Origin of the sequence: Citrobacter sp. wls708, assembly GCF_005281255.1 — a bacterium.
GTDB classification, from domain to species: domain Bacteria; phylum Pseudomonadota; class Gammaproteobacteria; order Enterobacterales; family Enterobacteriaceae; genus Citrobacter; species Citrobacter werkmanii.
In genome coordinates, this window is sequence record NZ_SZXE01000037.1 from 73,424 (window position 1) to 88,827 (window position 15,404).

At 53.3% G+C, this 15,404-nt stretch carries 15 protein-coding genes; 12 read left to right on the plus strand and 3 right to left on the minus strand.

Annotation, left to right across the window (positions count from 1 at the left end):
* Positions 1–69 precede the first annotated feature (69 nt).
* From tatA to tatD, 4 genes are read left to right on the plus strand one after another with little or no spacing between them, the layout of a single operon-like run.
* Complete coding sequence (gene tatA, locus FDW97_RS20535; RefSeq protein WP_003017888.1) at positions 70–324, plus strand: Sec-independent protein translocase subunit TatA; 255 nt, start codon at positions 70–72, stop codon at positions 322–324.
* Between the two features lie 3 nt (positions 325–327).
* Positions 328–876: a Sec-independent protein translocase protein TatB gene (gene tatB / locus FDW97_RS20540; protein ID WP_085049780.1), complete on the plus strand. Its 549-nt coding sequence runs from the start codon at positions 328–330 to the stop codon at positions 874–876.
* Positions 877–878: 2 nt separating this feature from the next.
* Positions 879–1,670: a Sec-independent protein translocase subunit TatC gene (tatC, locus tag FDW97_RS20545; RefSeq protein WP_038634459.1), complete on the plus strand. Its 792-nt coding sequence runs from the start codon at positions 879–881 to the stop codon at positions 1,668–1,670.
* A 41-nt stretch (positions 1,671–1,711) separates the two neighbouring features.
* Positions 1,712–2,494: a 3'-5' ssDNA/RNA exonuclease TatD gene (gene tatD / locus FDW97_RS20550; protein ID WP_038634456.1), complete on the plus strand. Its 783-nt coding sequence runs from the start codon at positions 1,712–1,714 to the stop codon at positions 2,492–2,494.
* A 6-nt stretch (positions 2,495–2,500) separates the two neighbouring features.
* On the opposite strand, the gene rfaH is transcribed toward tatD, so the two are convergent.
* Positions 2,501–2,989, minus strand: a complete 489-nt coding sequence (gene rfaH / locus FDW97_RS20555; protein ID WP_038634455.1) for a transcription/translation regulatory transformer protein RfaH — start codon at positions 2,987–2,989, stop codon at positions 2,501–2,503.
* 204 nt (positions 2,990–3,193) lie between these two features.
* On the opposite strand from rfaH, the gene ubiD reads away from it, so the two are divergent.
* From ubiD to FDW97_RS20575, 4 genes are all read left to right on the plus strand, one after another.
* Positions 3,194–4,687, plus strand: coding sequence for a 4-hydroxy-3-polyprenylbenzoate decarboxylase (gene ubiD, locus FDW97_RS20560; RefSeq protein WP_069325078.1), 1,494 nt, complete (start codon positions 3,194–3,196; stop codon positions 4,685–4,687).
* A gap of 40 nt (positions 4,688–4,727) precedes the next feature.
* On the plus strand, positions 4,728–5,429 hold the full coding sequence (fre, locus tag FDW97_RS20565) for an NAD(P)H-flavin reductase (RefSeq protein ID WP_038634448.1): 702 nt from the start codon (positions 4,728–4,730) through the stop codon (positions 5,427–5,429).
* A gap of 229 nt (positions 5,430–5,658) precedes the next feature.
* Positions 5,659–6,567 carry an ROK family protein gene (locus tag FDW97_RS20570; protein ID WP_137351552.1) on the plus strand — a complete coding sequence of 303 codons (909 nt, stop codon included), beginning with the start codon at positions 5,659–5,661 and terminating at the stop codon, positions 6,565–6,567.
* Positions 6,568–6,581: 14 nt separating this feature from the next.
* Positions 6,582–7,562 (plus strand): LacI family DNA-binding transcriptional regulator, encoded by a 981-nt coding sequence (locus FDW97_RS20575; protein WP_137347630.1) that lies wholly within the window; start codon positions 6,582–6,584, stop codon positions 7,560–7,562.
* A 213-nt stretch (positions 7,563–7,775) separates the two neighbouring features.
* On the opposite strand, the gene fadA is transcribed toward FDW97_RS20575, so the two are convergent.
* Both fadA and fadB read right to left on the minus strand, forming a co-directional pair.
* Entirely contained in the window at positions 7,776–8,939 is a 1,164-nt protein-coding gene (gene fadA / locus FDW97_RS20580; protein ID WP_038634440.1) for an acetyl-CoA C-acyltransferase FadA, read from the minus strand.
* A gap of 9 nt (positions 8,940–8,948) precedes the next feature.
* A complete protein-coding gene (gene fadB / locus FDW97_RS20585) occupies positions 8,949–11,138 on the minus strand; it encodes a fatty acid oxidation complex subunit alpha FadB (protein WP_085049784.1) in 2,190 nt (729 codons plus the stop codon).
* A gap of 187 nt (positions 11,139–11,325) precedes the next feature.
* Here fadB and pepQ point away from each other — a divergent pair, with 187 nt between their 5' ends.
* From pepQ to hemG, 4 genes are read left to right on the plus strand one after another with little or no spacing between them, the layout of a single operon-like run.
* On the plus strand, positions 11,326–12,657 hold the full coding sequence (pepQ, locus tag FDW97_RS20590; protein WP_038634435.1) for a Xaa-Pro dipeptidase: 1,332 nt from the start codon (positions 11,326–11,328) through the stop codon (positions 12,655–12,657).
* Positions 12,657–13,271 carry an IMPACT family protein gene (locus FDW97_RS20595; protein WP_085049785.1) on the plus strand — a complete coding sequence of 205 codons (615 nt, stop codon included), beginning with the start codon at positions 12,657–12,659 and terminating at the stop codon, positions 13,269–13,271. The genes pepQ and FDW97_RS20595 overlap by 1 nt, the downstream gene beginning before the upstream one ends.
* Before the next feature lie 38 nt (positions 13,272–13,309).
* Complete coding sequence (trkH, locus tag FDW97_RS20600; protein WP_003017848.1) at positions 13,310–14,761, plus strand: Trk system potassium transporter TrkH; 1,452 nt, start codon at positions 13,310–13,312, stop codon at positions 14,759–14,761.
* Between the two features lie 11 nt (positions 14,762–14,772).
* Positions 14,773–15,318 (plus strand): menaquinone-dependent protoporphyrinogen IX dehydrogenase, encoded by a 546-nt coding sequence (gene hemG, locus FDW97_RS20605; RefSeq protein ID WP_038634428.1) that lies wholly within the window; start codon positions 14,773–14,775, stop codon positions 15,316–15,318.
* Positions 15,319–15,404: the final 86 nt, after the last annotated feature.

A 15,404-nucleotide genomic window follows, 5' to 3' on the forward strand; every position in this document is an offset into this window, starting at 1 on the left:
CGCCCAAGGCAGGCCGTGTAACGTATACTACGGCCTTATTAATTCATCATCTATGACAGAGGAACATGTATGGGTGGTATCAGTATTTGGCAGTTGTTGATCATTGCCGTCATCGTTGTACTGCTATTTGGCACCAAGAAACTCGGCTCCATCGGTTCCGATCTTGGCGCGTCTATTAAAGGCTTCAAAAAAGCGATGGGTGATGATGAACCTAAGCAAGATAAAACCAGCCAGGACGCTGATTTTACTGCTAAATCCATTACCGATAAGCAGGGCGAAGTGAAAAAGGAAGACGCCAAAAGCCAAGATAAAGAGCAGGTATAATCCGTGTTTGATATCGGTTTTAGCGAACTGTTATTGGTATTCGTGATCGGCCTCATTGTCCTGGGGCCGCAACGATTACCCGTGGCGGTAAAAACGGTTGCTGGCTGGGTTCGCGCTTTGCGTTCCCTTGCAACTACTGTTCAGAACGAACTGACCCAGGAGCTTAAGCTTCAGGAATTCCAGGACAGCCTGAAGAAAGTAGAGAAAGCGAGCCTGACAAATCTGACCCCGGAGCTGAAAGCATCAATGGATGAGCTGCGTGAAGCGGCGGAGTCGATGAAGCGTTCTTATAGCGTGCACGATCCTGAGAAAGCCAGCGATGAAGCGCACACTATCCATAATCCGGTGGTGAAAGACGGTGAAGCGCAGCGAGAAGGGGTCACCCCAGCTGCCGCTGAAAACCAGGCCAGTTCGCCGGAGCAAAAACCGGAATCCACGGGTGCTAAAACGCCAGAGCCGACGGAAAACACTTCCGCCACGTTGATGGATGCAGAAAAGAAAGCTGCCGCACCTGTTGTCGAATCCTCCCCCTCGTCGAGTGATAAACCGTAAACATGGCTGTAGAAGATACCCAACCGCTCATCACGCATCTTATTGAGCTGCGTAAGCGACTCCTGAACTGCATTATTGCTGTGTTCGTGATCTTTCTGGCATTGGTGTACTTTGCCAACGACATTTACCATATGGTTGCGGCGCCGTTGATCAAACAGATGCCGCAGGGCGCAACAATGATCGCCACCGATGTGGCCTCGCCGTTCTTTACCCCGATAAAGTTAACCTTCATGGTGTCGCTGATTCTGTCAGCGCCAGTGATCCTCTATCAGGTCTGGGCATTCATTGCGCCTGCTTTGTACAAACATGAACGTCGCCTGGTTGTGCCGTTGTTGGTCTCCAGTTCGTTATTGTTCTACATCGGTATGGCATTCGCCTATTTTGTCGTCTTCCCGTTGGCGTTTGGTTTCCTTGCCAATACGGCTCCGCAAGGCGTACAGGTATCGACAGACATTGCCAGCTATCTCAGTTTCGTAATGGCGCTGTTTATGGCTTTCGGTGTCTCTTTTGAGGTTCCTGTCGCCATTGTGCTGCTATGCTGGATGGGCATTACGACGCCTGAAGACTTACGCAAGAAACGCCCTTACGTTGTAGTGGGGGCATTTGTCGTCGGGATGCTATTGACCCCGCCAGATGTCTTCTCGCAAACGCTGTTGGCGATACCGATGTACTGCCTGTTCGAGGTGGGTGTGTTCTTCTCTCGATTCTATGTCGGTAAGCGACGTACGCGAGATGAGGATAACGAGGCTGAAGAAGCAAAAGAAGCTGAAGCCACCGAGAAAACTGAAGAATAAACGCAACCGCCCGTCAGGGCGGTTGTCATATGGGAGGAAGCATGTTTGATATTGGCGTTAATTTAACCAGTTCACAATTTGCGAAAGACCGGGATGAGGTCGTGGCGCGCGCCTTTGCTGCGGGCGTAAACGGAATGCTTCTGACCGGAACAAACCTGCACGAAAGCCAGCAGGCTTTAACGTTGGCGCAGCATTATCCGCATTGCTGGTCCACGGCTGGCGTGCACCCGCATGACAGTAGCCAATGGCAGTCCTCAACAGAAGCAGAAATTATTGCGCTGGCAAACCATTCACAGGTGGTCGCTATTGGTGAGTGCGGCCTGGATTTCAATCGCAATTTCTCCACGCCGCAGGAGCAGGAGCGTGCTTTTGTGGCACAACTGCGCATTGCTGCTGAACTGCAGATGCCGGTTTTCATGCATTGTCGGGACGCCCATGAGCGTTTTCTGACGTTACTGGAGCCATGGCTGGACAGCTTGCCCGGTGCGGTGCTGCACTGCTTTACAGGCTCGCGCCAGGAGATGCAGGACTGTGTAGACCGCGGTCTTTACATTGGTATCACCGGGTGGGTGTGTGATGAGCGCCGGGGGATGGAACTGCGTGAGCTGCTGCCCTTTATCCCGGTTGAGAGATTGCTGATCGAAACCGATGCGCCCTACTTACTTCCCCGGGATTTAACGCCTAAACCAGCGTCACGGCGCAATGAACCTGCGCACCTACCCCATATTCTTGAGCGTATTGCCCACTGGCGCGGCGAGGATCCTCAATGGTTGTCAGCAACCATTGATGCGAACGTCAGAACGCTGTTTGAAGTGACTTTCTAAGGCGACTTAAATTTTTCGAAAGCCGGTGTTTTTCACGCTCTGCTTAACCTCTTTATTCAATAGGTTAAGCAGCAGCATGGAACGCGCTTCGCCATCGGGTTCGGTAAAGATCGCTTTCAAACCCTCAAACGCACCTTCGGTAATAATCACACTGTCCCCCGGATGAGGGGTTTCAGGGTCAACAATACCTTCAGGTTTATAGATGGAAAGTTGATGAATGACGGGAGAAGGAACGGTCGCCGGCGTCGCACCGAAACGGACGAAATGGCTGACACCACGCGTGGCATTGATGGTGGTGGTGTGGATCACTTCCGGGTCGAACTCGACAAACATATAATTAGGGAATAGGGGTTCACTGACTGTGGTCCGTTTACCGCGCACCATTTTTTCCAGGGTGATCATAGGCGTCAGGCAGTTCACCGCCTGTCTTTCCAGATGTTCCTGGGCTCGCTGAAGTTGCCCACGTTTGCAGTACAGTAAATACCAGGATTGCATAATAACTCTTATCCGCTTGTTCTGAGCGCCAGCATAGCAAAAGCCATGAGTTAAGTTAATTATACCCGCCGCAAAGCAGGCTGAAACCCAATGGGTATATACTCCCAGGCCTGATATGTATCGCCAGAGTTCACGCTAATTTAACAAAAATACAGCATCACAATGATGAACGCCGTATAATGAAGCGCTTACGAAGAGGCCACAATGGACGCCATGAAATATCACGATTTACGCGACTTCCTGACGCTGCTTGAACAGCAGGGCGAGCTCAAACGCATTTCGCTTGAGGTGGATCCCCATCTGGAGATCACTGAAATTGCCGATCGCACCTTGCGTGCCGGTGGGCCTGCGTTACTGTTTGAAAATCCTAAAGGCTATACAATGCCGGTGCTGTGTAACCTGTTTGGCACACCGAAGCGTGTGGCGATGGGGATGGGGCAAGAAGATGTCTCGGCGCTACGGGAAGTTGGTAAGCTGTTGGCGTTTTTGAAAGAGCCTGAGCCACCGAAAGGATTTCGCGATCTGTTCGATAAGCTGCCGCAGTTTAAGCAGGTGTTAAACATGCCGACTAAGCGGTTACGCGGCGCGCCTTGCCAGCAAAAAATCTATTCAGGCGATGAAGTCGACTTAAACCGTATTCCGATTATGACCTGCTGGCCAGAGGATGCTGCGCCGCTGATTACCTGGGGGCTGACCGTTACGCGCGGCCCGCATAAAGAGCGGCAGAATCTCGGTATCTATCGTCAGCAGCTGATTGGCAAAAACAAGCTCATTATGCGCTGGCTTTCCCATCGCGGCGGCGCGCTTGATTATCAGGAGTGGTGCGCGGCGCATCCTGGTGAACGGTTCCCGGTTTCTGTGGCCTTGGGAGCAGACCCGGCAACAATTCTGGGCGCTGTTACCCCTGTCCCGGATACATTATCTGAGTACGCATTTGCCGGGCTGTTGCGTGGCACCAAAACTGAAGTGGTCAAATGTATTTCCAACGATCTGGAAGTGCCTGCCAGTGCTGAAATTGTGCTGGAAGGCTATATCGAACCGGGTGAAATGGCCCCGGAAGGACCATATGGCGATCATACTGGTTACTACAATGAAGTAGATAGCTTCCCGGTCTTTACCGTCACGCACATTACTCAGCGTGAAGATGCAATTTATCACTCTACCTACACCGGACGCCCGCCGGATGAGCCCGCAGTGCTTGGCGTGGCGCTGAATGAAGTCTTCGTGCCTATTCTGCAAAAGCAGTTTCCGGAAATCGTCGACTTTTACCTGCCTCCGGAAGGCTGCTCATATCGCCTGGCCGTGGTGACGATGAAAAAACAGTACGCTGGTCATGCCAAACGCGTCATGATGGGTGTCTGGTCGTTTTTGCGTCAGTTTATGTACACCAAATTTGTTATTGTCTGCGATGATGACGTCAACGCACGCGACTGGAATGATGTGATTTGGGCGATTACGACGCGTATGGACCCCGCCCGGGATACTGTACTGGTAGAGAATACACCCATTGATTACCTGGATTTTGCCTCGCCGGTTTCCGGTCTTGGTTCAAAAATGGGGCTGGATGCCACCAATAAATGGCCGGGCGAAACCCAACGCGAATGGGGACGTCCGATAAAAAAAGATCCTGAAGTCACTGCACGTATTGACGCAATTTGGGATGAACTGGCCATCTTTAATGACGGCAAAAGCGCCTGAGGCGCGATCGTTTTGCCTATTGATCCGACAGAGAGAGCGCATGACAACCTTAAGCTGTAAAGTGACCTCGGTAGAAGCTATCACTGACACCGTATATCGCGTTCGTTTAGTGCCAGACGCGGCGTTTTCCTTTCGTGCCGGCCAGTATTTAATGGTCGTGATGGACGAACGAGATAAGCGCCCGTTCTCCATGGCATCTACGCCGGACGAGCAGGGGTTCATTGAACTGCACGTTGGCGCTTCTGAGCTAAATCTGTACGCCATGGCCGTGATGGACCGCATTCTGAAAGACCGGGAAATTAAGGTCGACATTCCGCATGGCGAAGCCTGGCTACGTGATGAGGACGAACGACCGTTGCTCCTGATTGCCGGCGGGACGGGATTCTCTTACGCGCGTTCCATTCTGCTTACCGCGCTGGCGCGCAATCCAAATCGCGATATCACTATTTACTGGGGCGGGCGCGAAGAGAAGCATCTCTACGATCTCTCTGAGCTGGAAGCGCTGTCAGTAAATCACCCGAATCTGCGCGTTGAGCCAGTGGTAGAACAGCCTGAAGAAGGCTGGCGTGGCCGTACGGGCACCGTATTAACGGCAGTATTACAGGATTACGGTACCCTGGCGGAACACGATATCTACATTGCCGGACGTTTTGAAATGGCTAAAATCGCGCGCGATCTGTTCTGCAATGAACGCAGTGCGCGTGAAGACCGCCTGTTTGGCGACGCGTTCGCGTTTATTTAAGCGCTGTGCGCCGGAGCCCTTCCGGCGCATTCATTACTCACCTTACTTCTGCTAACAGGGTGCAAGCCCGGTCTCGTTGCCTCTCTTATCTCACCGGTTTTTTAGTAAACTTTTTTTGGCTATCTATTAATCATAAAAATAAGCTTTTGTGACGGAGCTCTTTTTGTTTAGTAAACAAGGTTGGCAAGCTATGCAGCATCACATTACAAGGCGCAAACGAGGGAAAATCATGAGGCTTGGTCTGGATATTGGCGGGACTAAAATCGAAGCGGTAGTGATTGATAATACGGGGGAAATTGTTTATCGCGAGCGATGCGCAACCCCAAAGCAGAGCTATGGCGATTTTTTCCACGCCGTAACGGAGATGATTGCTAAGGCCAGGCAGGCCGTTAATCAGCCTTTCTCGGTTGGCGTTGGGGTGCCCGGTGCGGTGGATAGCGAAGGGTTAATCAAAAACTCCAACATTCTGGTGCTGAATCAGCAGAGCTTTGCGCAAGATCTTGAGCAAGCATTAGGGATGGCTGTGCCCGTCACCAACGATGCTAACTGCTTTACGCTGTCAGAGGCGATGGACGGCAGCGGATATGGACACAGCGTCGTTTTTGGCGTCATCCTCGGTACCGGTTGCGGCGGCGGTGTGTGTATCGATAACCGCCTGATTTCCGGCCCTAACGCCTGCGCAGGCGAGTGGGGGCATAATGCCTTGCCGCGTTATCATGAATCCCGGGATGGGGCCGCAGTGACATGCTATTGCGGACAGTTGAACTGTATCGAAAGCTTTATTTCCGGCAGCGGCCTGGAACGCCAGTATTTGAACCACACCGCGCAACATGCGGGTGTGCCACAAATTATGCGACAGGTAGAATCGGGTGATGCAGATGCCTGTTTGTTATGGGAACGCTATTGCGATCAACTGGCGCGGGCGTTGGCAAGCGTGGTGAATACGCTCGATCCCGATGTGATTGTGTTGGGGGGCGGGGTATCTAATATCGATTTACTGTATTCTGGCTTGCAGGCGCGAGTAGCACAGTACGTATTTGGTAAACAGTGCCGTACACCGATCGTTCCGGCCAGACACGGCGACAGCAGCGGCGTGCGTGGTGCCGCCTGGCTGGGGGCGCAACGAGCCTGCGTATAATCAATGAGAGTGAAATGACGAAACCTGTACGTATCAGAGACATTGCCGAAGCATGTGGGGTCTCAGTTGGCGCTGTTTCCCGCGCCCTAAAAGGGCAGCCGGGGCTGCGTGAAGATACCCGGTTGCGCATTATTTCTGTGGCGCAGCAGCAGGGTTATGATTTTTCCCGCTTGCGCAGCGACAAGATCAAACGCGTCCTGTTTTTGCTGCATCGTCAGCACAATATCAGCCGCGCATTACCGTTTTACTCCCAACTGCTGTTAGGTATAGAAGATCTTTGTCGCGAGAATGGTATTGCGCTGAGCTTTCTGTCTATCGGTCCGGGTGATACGGTGAGTGAGCAGGTGATGCTGCACCAGCCGGATGCACTGATCTGCGCCGGATTTTTTGAGCCTGAATTGCTTGGGCTGCTGCAACAGATGAAACTGCCGCTGGTGCTGGTGGATCTCTGGGCGCCTGGCCTGCCTTGTGTCAATCCGGACAATACCCAGGGCGGCTATCTGGCCACGCAACACCTGATTGCACAAGGTCGCAACCGCATCGCGTTTCTTGCCAGTACACTTTCTCACTACAGTATTCGTCAGCGTGAGAAGGGCTATCGTCAGGCATTGTATGAAGCCCGGTTGCTGATGCCGCCAGAGTACGAAGCCATCGCGCCGCCGTTGCTGGATACCGAGCAATCTTTGGTAGAGGCGGTTAATGAGCTGCTCAGGCTGCCGGAGCCACCCGATGCCATTTTTGCCTATAACGATGCGGCAGCGATGGTTGTTCAAAGAGTGTGCGCGCAGCAGGGTATACGTATCCCGGAAGACCTTGCGCTGGTAGGGTTTGATGATATTGATGCCGCAGCCTGGTCACATCCGCCGCTGAGCACTATCGCGGTTGATAAGCAACAGCTGGGTCGGGAAGCGCTGCGTTTACTGCTGGAAGAGAAGCAGGAAGAGAATCTGCTGCTGCCGGTGCAGTTAGTGGTACGTGGTAGTTCAGGGAAATAAAAAACCCGCCCCTGACAGGCGGGAAGAACGGCAACTAAATTTTCTCTCTTCGCCATTGGCACCATAACTGTGTTGGCTGCGCTCATTCACCCGAATCACTTACTACACGTAAGCTCATCGGGATTCATTCACTTGCCGCCTTGTTCTGGCACCAATGGCTTTGAGATAACATTTCGTAGGCCGGGCAAGCGAAGCGCCCCCGGCGTGCCTTGATTAAACTCGCTCAAATACCGTCGCGATACCCTGACCTAACCCGATACACATCGTCGCCAGACCAAACTGTACGTCTTTGCGTTCCATCAGGTTGAGCAGGGTAGTGCTGATACGCGCACCGGAACAACCCAGCGGGTGACCCAATGCGATCGCCCCGCCGTTGAGGTTGATCTTCTCGTCGATCTGCTCCATCAGCCCCAGATCTTTAATACACGGCAGGATCTGGGCGGCAAAAGCTTCATTCATCTCAAACAAGCCGATGTCGCTGGTGGAGAGTCCCGCTTTTTTCAGCGCCAGCTTTGAAGCCGGAACCGGACCGTAACCCATGATGGAAGGGTCGCAGCCGACAACGGCCATTGAACGAATTCGGGCACGTGGCGTCAGACCCAGCTCACGGGCACGGCTTTCGCTCATGACCAGCATCGCGGCAGCACCATCGGAAAGCGCGGAAGAGGTACCGGCCGTCACCGTGCCGCTAACTGGATCGAATGCCGGGCGCAGGGTAGAAAGCGCTTCAACCGTGGTCTCCGGGCGGATAACTTCATCGTAGTTAAACTGCTTCAGCACGCCGTCTGCATCATGACCGCCAGTCGGGATGATTTCATTTTTAAATGCGCCAGACTGTGTAGCAGCCCAGGCGCGAGCGTGTGAACGCGCGGCGAAGGCATCCTGCATTTCACGGCTAATACCGTGCATGCGGGAGAGCATTTCCGCCGTCAGGCCCATCATCCCCGCGGCTTTCGCCACGTTGCGGCTCATACCCGGGTGGAAATCAACGCCGTGACTCATCGGCACATGGCCCATATGTTCCACGCCGCCAATCAGGCACGCCTGAGCATCGCCGGTCATGATCATGCGTGCTGCATCATGCAGCGCCTGCATGGATGAACCACACAGACGGTTAACGGTCACTGCCGGTACTGAATGTGGGATTTCCGCCAGTAGTGACGCGTTACGAGCGATATTGAAACCCTGCTCCAGCGTTTGCTGCACGCAGCCCCAGTAAATATCATCAAGCGCGGATGGCTCCAGCGCCGGATTACGCGCCAGCAGGCTACGCATTAAATGTGCGGAGAGGTCTTCTGCCCGCACGTTACGAAACGCTCCCCCTTTTGAACGGCCCATCGGGGTACGGATCGCATCAACAATTACAACCTGTTCCATTGTGACTCCTTAAGCCGTTTTCAGGCTGCCAACCGGGCGGGCAGGCTCAACCTGGGGATAATACGGTTCGTTATGGCGCGCTTTATCACGCAGACCGGCCGGAACTTCATACAGTGGGCCTAGGTGCTGATACTGTTGGGCCATATCGAGATACTTCGCGCTGCCGAGCGTATCCAGCCAGCGGAACGCGCCGCCGTGGAACGGAGGGAAGCCCAGGCCATAAACCAGCGCCATATCGGCTTCTGCCGGGCTGGCGATAATGCCTTCTTCCAGACAACGCACCACTTCGTTGACCATTGGGATCATCATGCGGGCGATAATCTCGTCATCGCTGAAGTCGCGTTTCGGTTGGCTGACCTCTGCCAGCAGACCATCAACGGCGGCATCTTCTTCTTTCTTCGGCTTGCCCTTGTTGTCTTCTTTATAACGCCAGAACCCGAGACCGTTTTTCTGTCCGAAACGGTTAGCATCAAACAGGGCATCGATCGCATCGCGATAATCTTTCTGCATACGCTGTGGGAAGCCCGCAGACATCACCGCCTGTGCGTGATGCGCGGTATCGATCCCCACCACGTCCAGCAGATAAGCCGGGCCCATCGGCCAGCCAAACTGTTTTTCCATCACTTTGTCGACTTTGCGGAAATCCGCTCCGTCGCGCAGCAACTGGCTGAAACCGGCAAAATAGGGGAACAGCACGCGGTTGACGAAGAAACCAGGGCAGTCGTTGACCACAATTGGCGTTTTGCCCATCTGGCTTGCCCAGGCGACAACCTTAGCGATGGTTTCATCTGAGCTTTTTTCGCCGCGAATGATCTCAACCAACGGCATGCGGTGCACCGGGTTAAAGAAGTGCATGCCACAGAAGTTTTCCGGGCGTTTGAGCACGCTGGCCAGTTCGTTGATTGGAATGGTTGAGGTGTTCGAAGCCAGTACGGTGTCCGGGCGTACCTTATCTTCGGTTTCCGCCAGTACCGCTTTTTTCACTTTCGGGTTTTCCACAACCGCTTCGACTACCACGTCCACACGCTCGAAGCCGCTATAGTCGAGGGTTGGATGGATAGTGGAAATCACGCCCGCCATTTTCAGGCCGTCAATTTTACCGCGCTCGAGCTGTTTGTTCAGCAGCTTGGCCGCTTCGGTCATGCCCAGCGTTAATGATTTGTCGTTGATATCTTTCATCACAACCGGCACGCCTTTCCAGGCCGACTGGTAAGCGATACCGCCGCCCATAATGCCCGCGCCCAGCACCGCCGCTTGCTTTGGCGCCTCAATATTTTTGGTGAGCTTTTTGGCTTTGGCTTTCACGAACTGATCGTTAAGGAAGATCCCAACCAATGCGCGAGCTTCACTGGTGTGCGCCAGTGGAACAAAACTTTTATTTTCCAGGTTCAGCGCTTCTTCACGGCCAAAACGGGCTGCCGCCTCAATCGTTTTCACGGCAGTGATTGGTGCGGGATAATGCTTCCCGGCCGTCTGCGCCACCATACCTTTGGCGATAGTAAAGCTCATCGCCGCTTCAATTTTGCTGAGTTTCAACGGTTCCAGTTTCGGCTGGCGTTTGGCTCTCCAGTCGAGATCGCCGTTAATCGCTTGACGTAATATGGCGATCGCGCCATCAAGCAGTTTCTCGTGTTTCACGACGCCATCGACCAGGCCGATTTTCAGCGCCTGCTCAGCACCAACATCTTTACCTGCAGCAATGATTTCCAGCGCGCTGTCCGCGCCCAGCATACGTGGCATACGTACGGATCCGCCAAAGCCTGGCATGATGCCCAGCTTGGTTTCCGGCAGGCCGATGCGCAGGTCCGGCGTTGCCAGACGGTAATCGGTCGCCAGCACACACTCGCAGCCGCCGCCCAGCGCATAGCCATTTACCGCTGAGAGGGTCGGAACAGGCAGATCTTCCAGACGATTAAAGACGCTGTTGGCAAAATGCAGCCACTGGCTCAACTGTTCTTCAGGCACGAGGAACAATGAAAGGAATTCGGTGATATCGGCACCGACAATAAAGGCTGCTTTGTTAGAGCGCAGCAGCAGCCCTTTTAAATTCGGTTGTTTTTCCAGCACGTCAAGCGCATGGCCCAGGCTGGCAACGGTGGCCGTGTCGAGTTTATTGACCGAACCAGGGGCATCGAACACCAGTTCGGCGATGCCATCTTCCAGCCAGTCGAGGTACAGGGTGTCGCCTTTGTAAAGCATGTCAGTCTCCTGAATCCGCAAGGTGATCTGGTCATACCAGATGAATCGAAGTGTGTGTTTTATGTTAAAAAAATGCAAATGAATGATTAAAGAAATGACGATTCGATCACGCTCGGCAGAAATCACGCACTCACAAAGCGATGTGCTAAGATGCGGAGTCTTGAGGTCAAAAACAGAAGGATAGAAAATGGAATCACTGGCCGCACTCTATAAAAATCATATTGTTACCTTACAAGAGCGGGCGCGCGACGCGCTGGAACGCTTCAAGCTGGATGCGTTACTTATTCACTCTGGCGAACTTGTTAACGTCTTTCTTGACGACCATCCGTACCCGTTTAAGGTCAATCCGCAATTCAAAGCTTGGGTACCCGTAACGCAGGTCCCTAACTGCTGGTTGCTGGTGGATGGTGTGAATAAGCCAAAATTGTGGTTCTATCTGCCGGTCGACTACTGGCATAACGTTGAGCCGCTGCCGACCTCCTTCTGGACAGAAGAAATCGAGATCATCGCGCTGCCAAAAGCGGACGGTATCGGTAGCCAACTGCCAGCTGCTCGCGGCAATATCGGTTATATCGGTCCGGTTCCGGAACGTGCGTTGCAACTGGACATCGCGGCCAGCAACATCAACCCGAAAGGGGTGATCGACTACCTGCATTATTACCGCGCCTTTAAAACGGATTACGAACTGGCCTGTATGCGCGAAGCGCAGAAAATGGCGGTGAATGGACACCGTGCCGCGGAAGAAGCGTTCCGTTCCGGGATGAGCGAATTTGACATCAACCTGGCTTATCTGACCGCGACCGGTCACCGCGACACCGACGTGCCATACAGCAACATCGTTGCGCTTAATGAGCATGCGTCGGTTCTTCATTACACCAAACTGGATCATCAGGCGCCGTCTGAAATTCGCAGCTTCCTGCTGGACGCTGGTGCGGAATATAACGGCTATGCGGCAGACCTGACGCGTACCTGGTCGGCGAAAAGCGACAACGACTATGCGCATCTGGTGAAAGATGTTAACGACGAAGAGCTGGCGCTTATTGCTACCATGAAAGCGGGTACCAGCTACGTGGATTACCACATTCAGTTCCATCAGCGCATCGCGAAGCTGCTGCGTAAGCATCAAATCATCACCGATATGAGTGAAGAGGCGATGGTGGAAAACGATCTTACTGGACCGTTTATGCCGCACGGTATTGGTCACCCGTTGGGTCTGCAGGTGCATGATGTCGCTGGCTTTATGCAGGATGACAGCGGTACCCACCTTGCTGCCCCGTCGAAGTATCCTTACCTGCGCTGCACCCGTGTTCTGCAGCCGGGCATGGTACTGACCATCGAACCGGGCATCTACTTTATTGAATCGCTGCTGGCGCCGTGGCGTGAAGGGCAGTTCAGCAAACACTTCAACTGGCAGAAAATTGAAGCTCTGAAACCGTTCGGCGGTATTCGTATTGAAGACAACGTGGTGGTCCACGAGAACAATATCGAGAACATGACGCGGGATTTAAAACTGGCGTAATGGACAGTTGGTTAATCCCTGCGGCGCCGGTTAGCGTCGTTGAAGAGATCAAAAAAAGCCGCTTCATTACGCTGCTCGCCCATACGGACGGCGTAGAAGCGGCGAAAGCATTCGTTGAGTCCGTCAAAACGGAACACCCGGACGCCCGCCACCATTGTGTGGCATGGGTGGCGGGTGCGCCGAATGACTCGCAGCAGTTGGGCTTTTCAGACGATGGCGAACCGGCGGGAACGGCAGGCAAGCCGATGCTCGCGCAGCTGATGGGCAGCGGTGTCGGTGAGATTACCGCAGTGGTGGTGCGCTACTACGGCGGTATCCTTCTCGGTACGGGTGGGCTGGTAAAAGCCTACGGTGGCGGTGTGAATCAGGCGTTGCGTCAGTTAACGACACAGCGCAAGACGCCATTAACCGAATATACTTTGCAGTGTGAGTACGGTCAGCTGGCAGGCATAGAAGCTTTGCTGGGTCAGTTTGACGGTAAAGTCGTTGCCAGTGATTACCAGGCTTTTGTTCGGCTCAGGGTGGCGCTTCCTTATGCCAAAGTGGATGAATTTTCGGCAAAACTGGCGGATTTTAGTCGTGGTTCATTGCAATTGTTAGCGATTGAAGAATAATCCCCACCTCATTTTAAAGAACTAAGGAAGCGGTAGAGATGCATTTTCGCGCCATTACCCGAATCGTTGGACTACTGGTCATCTTATTCTCGGGGACGATGATTATCCCCGGACTGGTGGCTCTCATCTATCGCGATGGGGCAGGGCGTGCATTTACCCAAACTTTCTTCGTTGCTCTGGCGATCGGCTCCATGCTGTGGTGGCCGAACCGCAAAGAGAAAGGCGAGCTGAAATCTCGCGAAGGTTTTCTGATTGTCGTCTTGTTCTGGACCGTGCTGGGTAGCGTGGGTGCGCTGCCGTTCATCTTTGCGGAAAGCCCTAACCTGACGATTACCGATGCATTTTTTGAATCCTTTTCCGGATTGACCACCACCGGGGCAACAACGCTGGTGGGGCTGGATTCATTGCCACACGCTATCCTCTTTTATCGACAGATGCTGCAATGGTTCGGCGGGATGGGGATCATCGTGCTGGCGGTGGCTATTCTGCCTATTCTTGGCGTCGGGGGGATGCAGCTCTACCGGGCAGAAATGCCGGGGCCGCTGAAAGATAATAAAATGCGCCCGCGTATTGCCGAAACGGCGAAAACCCTGTGGCTTATCTATGTATTGCTGACGGTGGCATGTGCACTGGCGCTATGGTTTGCCGGGATGCCCGCGTTTGACGCCATTGGGCACAGCTTTGCCACGATTGCGATTGGCGGCTTTTCCACGCACGATGCCAGCGTGGGATATTTCGACAGTCCCACGATCAATACCATCATTGCTATCTTCTTGCTGATCTCCGGCTGTAACTATGGCCTGCACTTCTCTTTATTAAGCGGCCGTAGTCTGAAGGTCTACTGGCGCGATCCGGAATTTCGCATGTTCATCGGCGTGCAGTTGACGCTAGTGGCTGTCTGTACGCTGGTACTGTGGATACACAATACCTACGGTTCAGCGCTCACGACCATCAACCAGGCCTTTTTCCAGGTGGTATCAATGGCGACGACCGCCGGATTTACCACCGACAGCATTGCCCGCTGGCCGCTGTTCCTGCCGGTGTTGTTGTTGTGTTCTGCCTTTATCGGCGGCTGTGCCGGGTCTACGGGCGGAGGCTTGAAGGTGATTCGTATCCTGTTGCTGTTTAAGCAAGGTAACCGCGAGTTGAAACGTCTGGTTCACCCGAATGCTGTTTACAGTATCAAACTGGGTAACCGTGCGCTGCCGGAGCGAATTCTTGAAGCCGTATGGGGATTCTTTTCTGCCTATGCGCTGGTCTTTATTATCAGTATGCTGGCGATTATTGCGACCGGTGTTGATGACTTCTCCGCGTTTGCCTCTGTGGTGGCGACGCTGAATAACCTCGGGCCAGGGCTGGGCGTTGTCGCCGACAACTTTGCCAGTATGAATCCCGTGGCGAAGTGGATCCTGATTGCCAATATGCTGTTTGGTCGTCTGGAGGTCTTTACTCTGCTGGTACTCTTTACCCCTACTTTCTGGCGTGAATAATGGAGTAACACGTGAAAACACTGATTCTTTTTTCTTCCCGGGACGGGCAAACGCGTGAAATCGCCGAGTATCTGGCTTCTGAACTCAAAGAGCTGGGCGTTTGGACGGATGTTGTTAATTTGCATCGCACCGCGGAGCCTGACTGGCAAAATTATGACAGCGTGGTGATTGGCGCCTCGATTCGATATGGTCATTACCATGCCGCATTTCAGGAGTTTGTGAAAAAGCATGCCACGCGGCTGAATGCGATGCCGAGTGCGTTCTACTCCGTTAACCTGGTTGCCCGTAAACCGGAGAAGCGTACGCCGCAAACCAACAGCTATGCGCGTAAGTTCCTGATGAGTTCGCCGTGGCGGCCGGATCGCAGTGCGGTTATTGCCGGCGCTTTGCTGTATCCCCGCTATCGCTGGTATGACCGTGTGATGATCCAACTGATAATGAAGATGTCAGGCGGTGAAACGGATACGCATAAAGAAGTGGTGTATACCGATTGGGAACAGGTCGCGGGTTTTGCACGGGAAATTGCCCAATTAACCCACAAAACGTTGCCAAAATAAGCGTAAAGAATAAAAAATAATCACTCGGAAAATTATTTTGAATTTCCCCTTGTCAGTCTGAAATAACTCCCTATAATGCGCCTCCA

Coding starts and splice junctions, on each gene's coding strand:
- tatA (WP_003017888.1), top strand. CDS start 70: ATGGGTGGTATCAGTATTTGGCAGTTGTTGATCATTGCCGTCATCGTT.
- tatC (WP_038634459.1), top strand. CDS start 879: ATGGCTGTAGAAGATACCCAACCGCTCATCACGCATCTTATTGAGCTG.
- tatD (WP_038634456.1), top strand. CDS start 1,712: ATGTTTGATATTGGCGTTAATTTAACCAGTTCACAATTTGCGAAAGAC.
- rfaH (WP_038634455.1), bottom strand. CDS start 2,989: ATGCAATCCTGGTATTTACTGTACTGCAAACGTGGGCAACTTCAGCGA.
- ubiD (WP_069325078.1), top strand. CDS start 3,194: ATGGACGCCATGAAATATCACGATTTACGCGACTTCCTGACGCTGCTT.
- fre (WP_038634448.1), top strand. CDS start 4,728: ATGACAACCTTAAGCTGTAAAGTGACCTCGGTAGAAGCTATCACTGAC.
- FDW97_RS20570 (WP_137351552.1), top strand. CDS start 5,659: ATGAGGCTTGGTCTGGATATTGGCGGGACTAAAATCGAAGCGGTAGTG.
- FDW97_RS20575 (WP_137347630.1), top strand. CDS start 6,582: ATGACGAAACCTGTACGTATCAGAGACATTGCCGAAGCATGTGGGGTC.
- fadA (WP_038634440.1), bottom strand. CDS start 8,939: ATGGAACAGGTTGTAATTGTTGATGCGATCCGTACCCCGATGGGCCGT.
- fadB (WP_085049784.1), bottom strand. CDS start 11,138: ATGCTTTACAAAGGCGACACCCTGTACCTCGACTGGCTGGAAGATGGC.
- pepQ (WP_038634435.1), top strand. CDS start 11,326: ATGGAATCACTGGCCGCACTCTATAAAAATCATATTGTTACCTTACAA.
- FDW97_RS20595 (WP_085049785.1), top strand. CDS start 12,657: ATGGACAGTTGGTTAATCCCTGCGGCGCCGGTTAGCGTCGTTGAAGAG.
- trkH (WP_003017848.1), top strand. CDS start 13,310: ATGCATTTTCGCGCCATTACCCGAATCGTTGGACTACTGGTCATCTTA.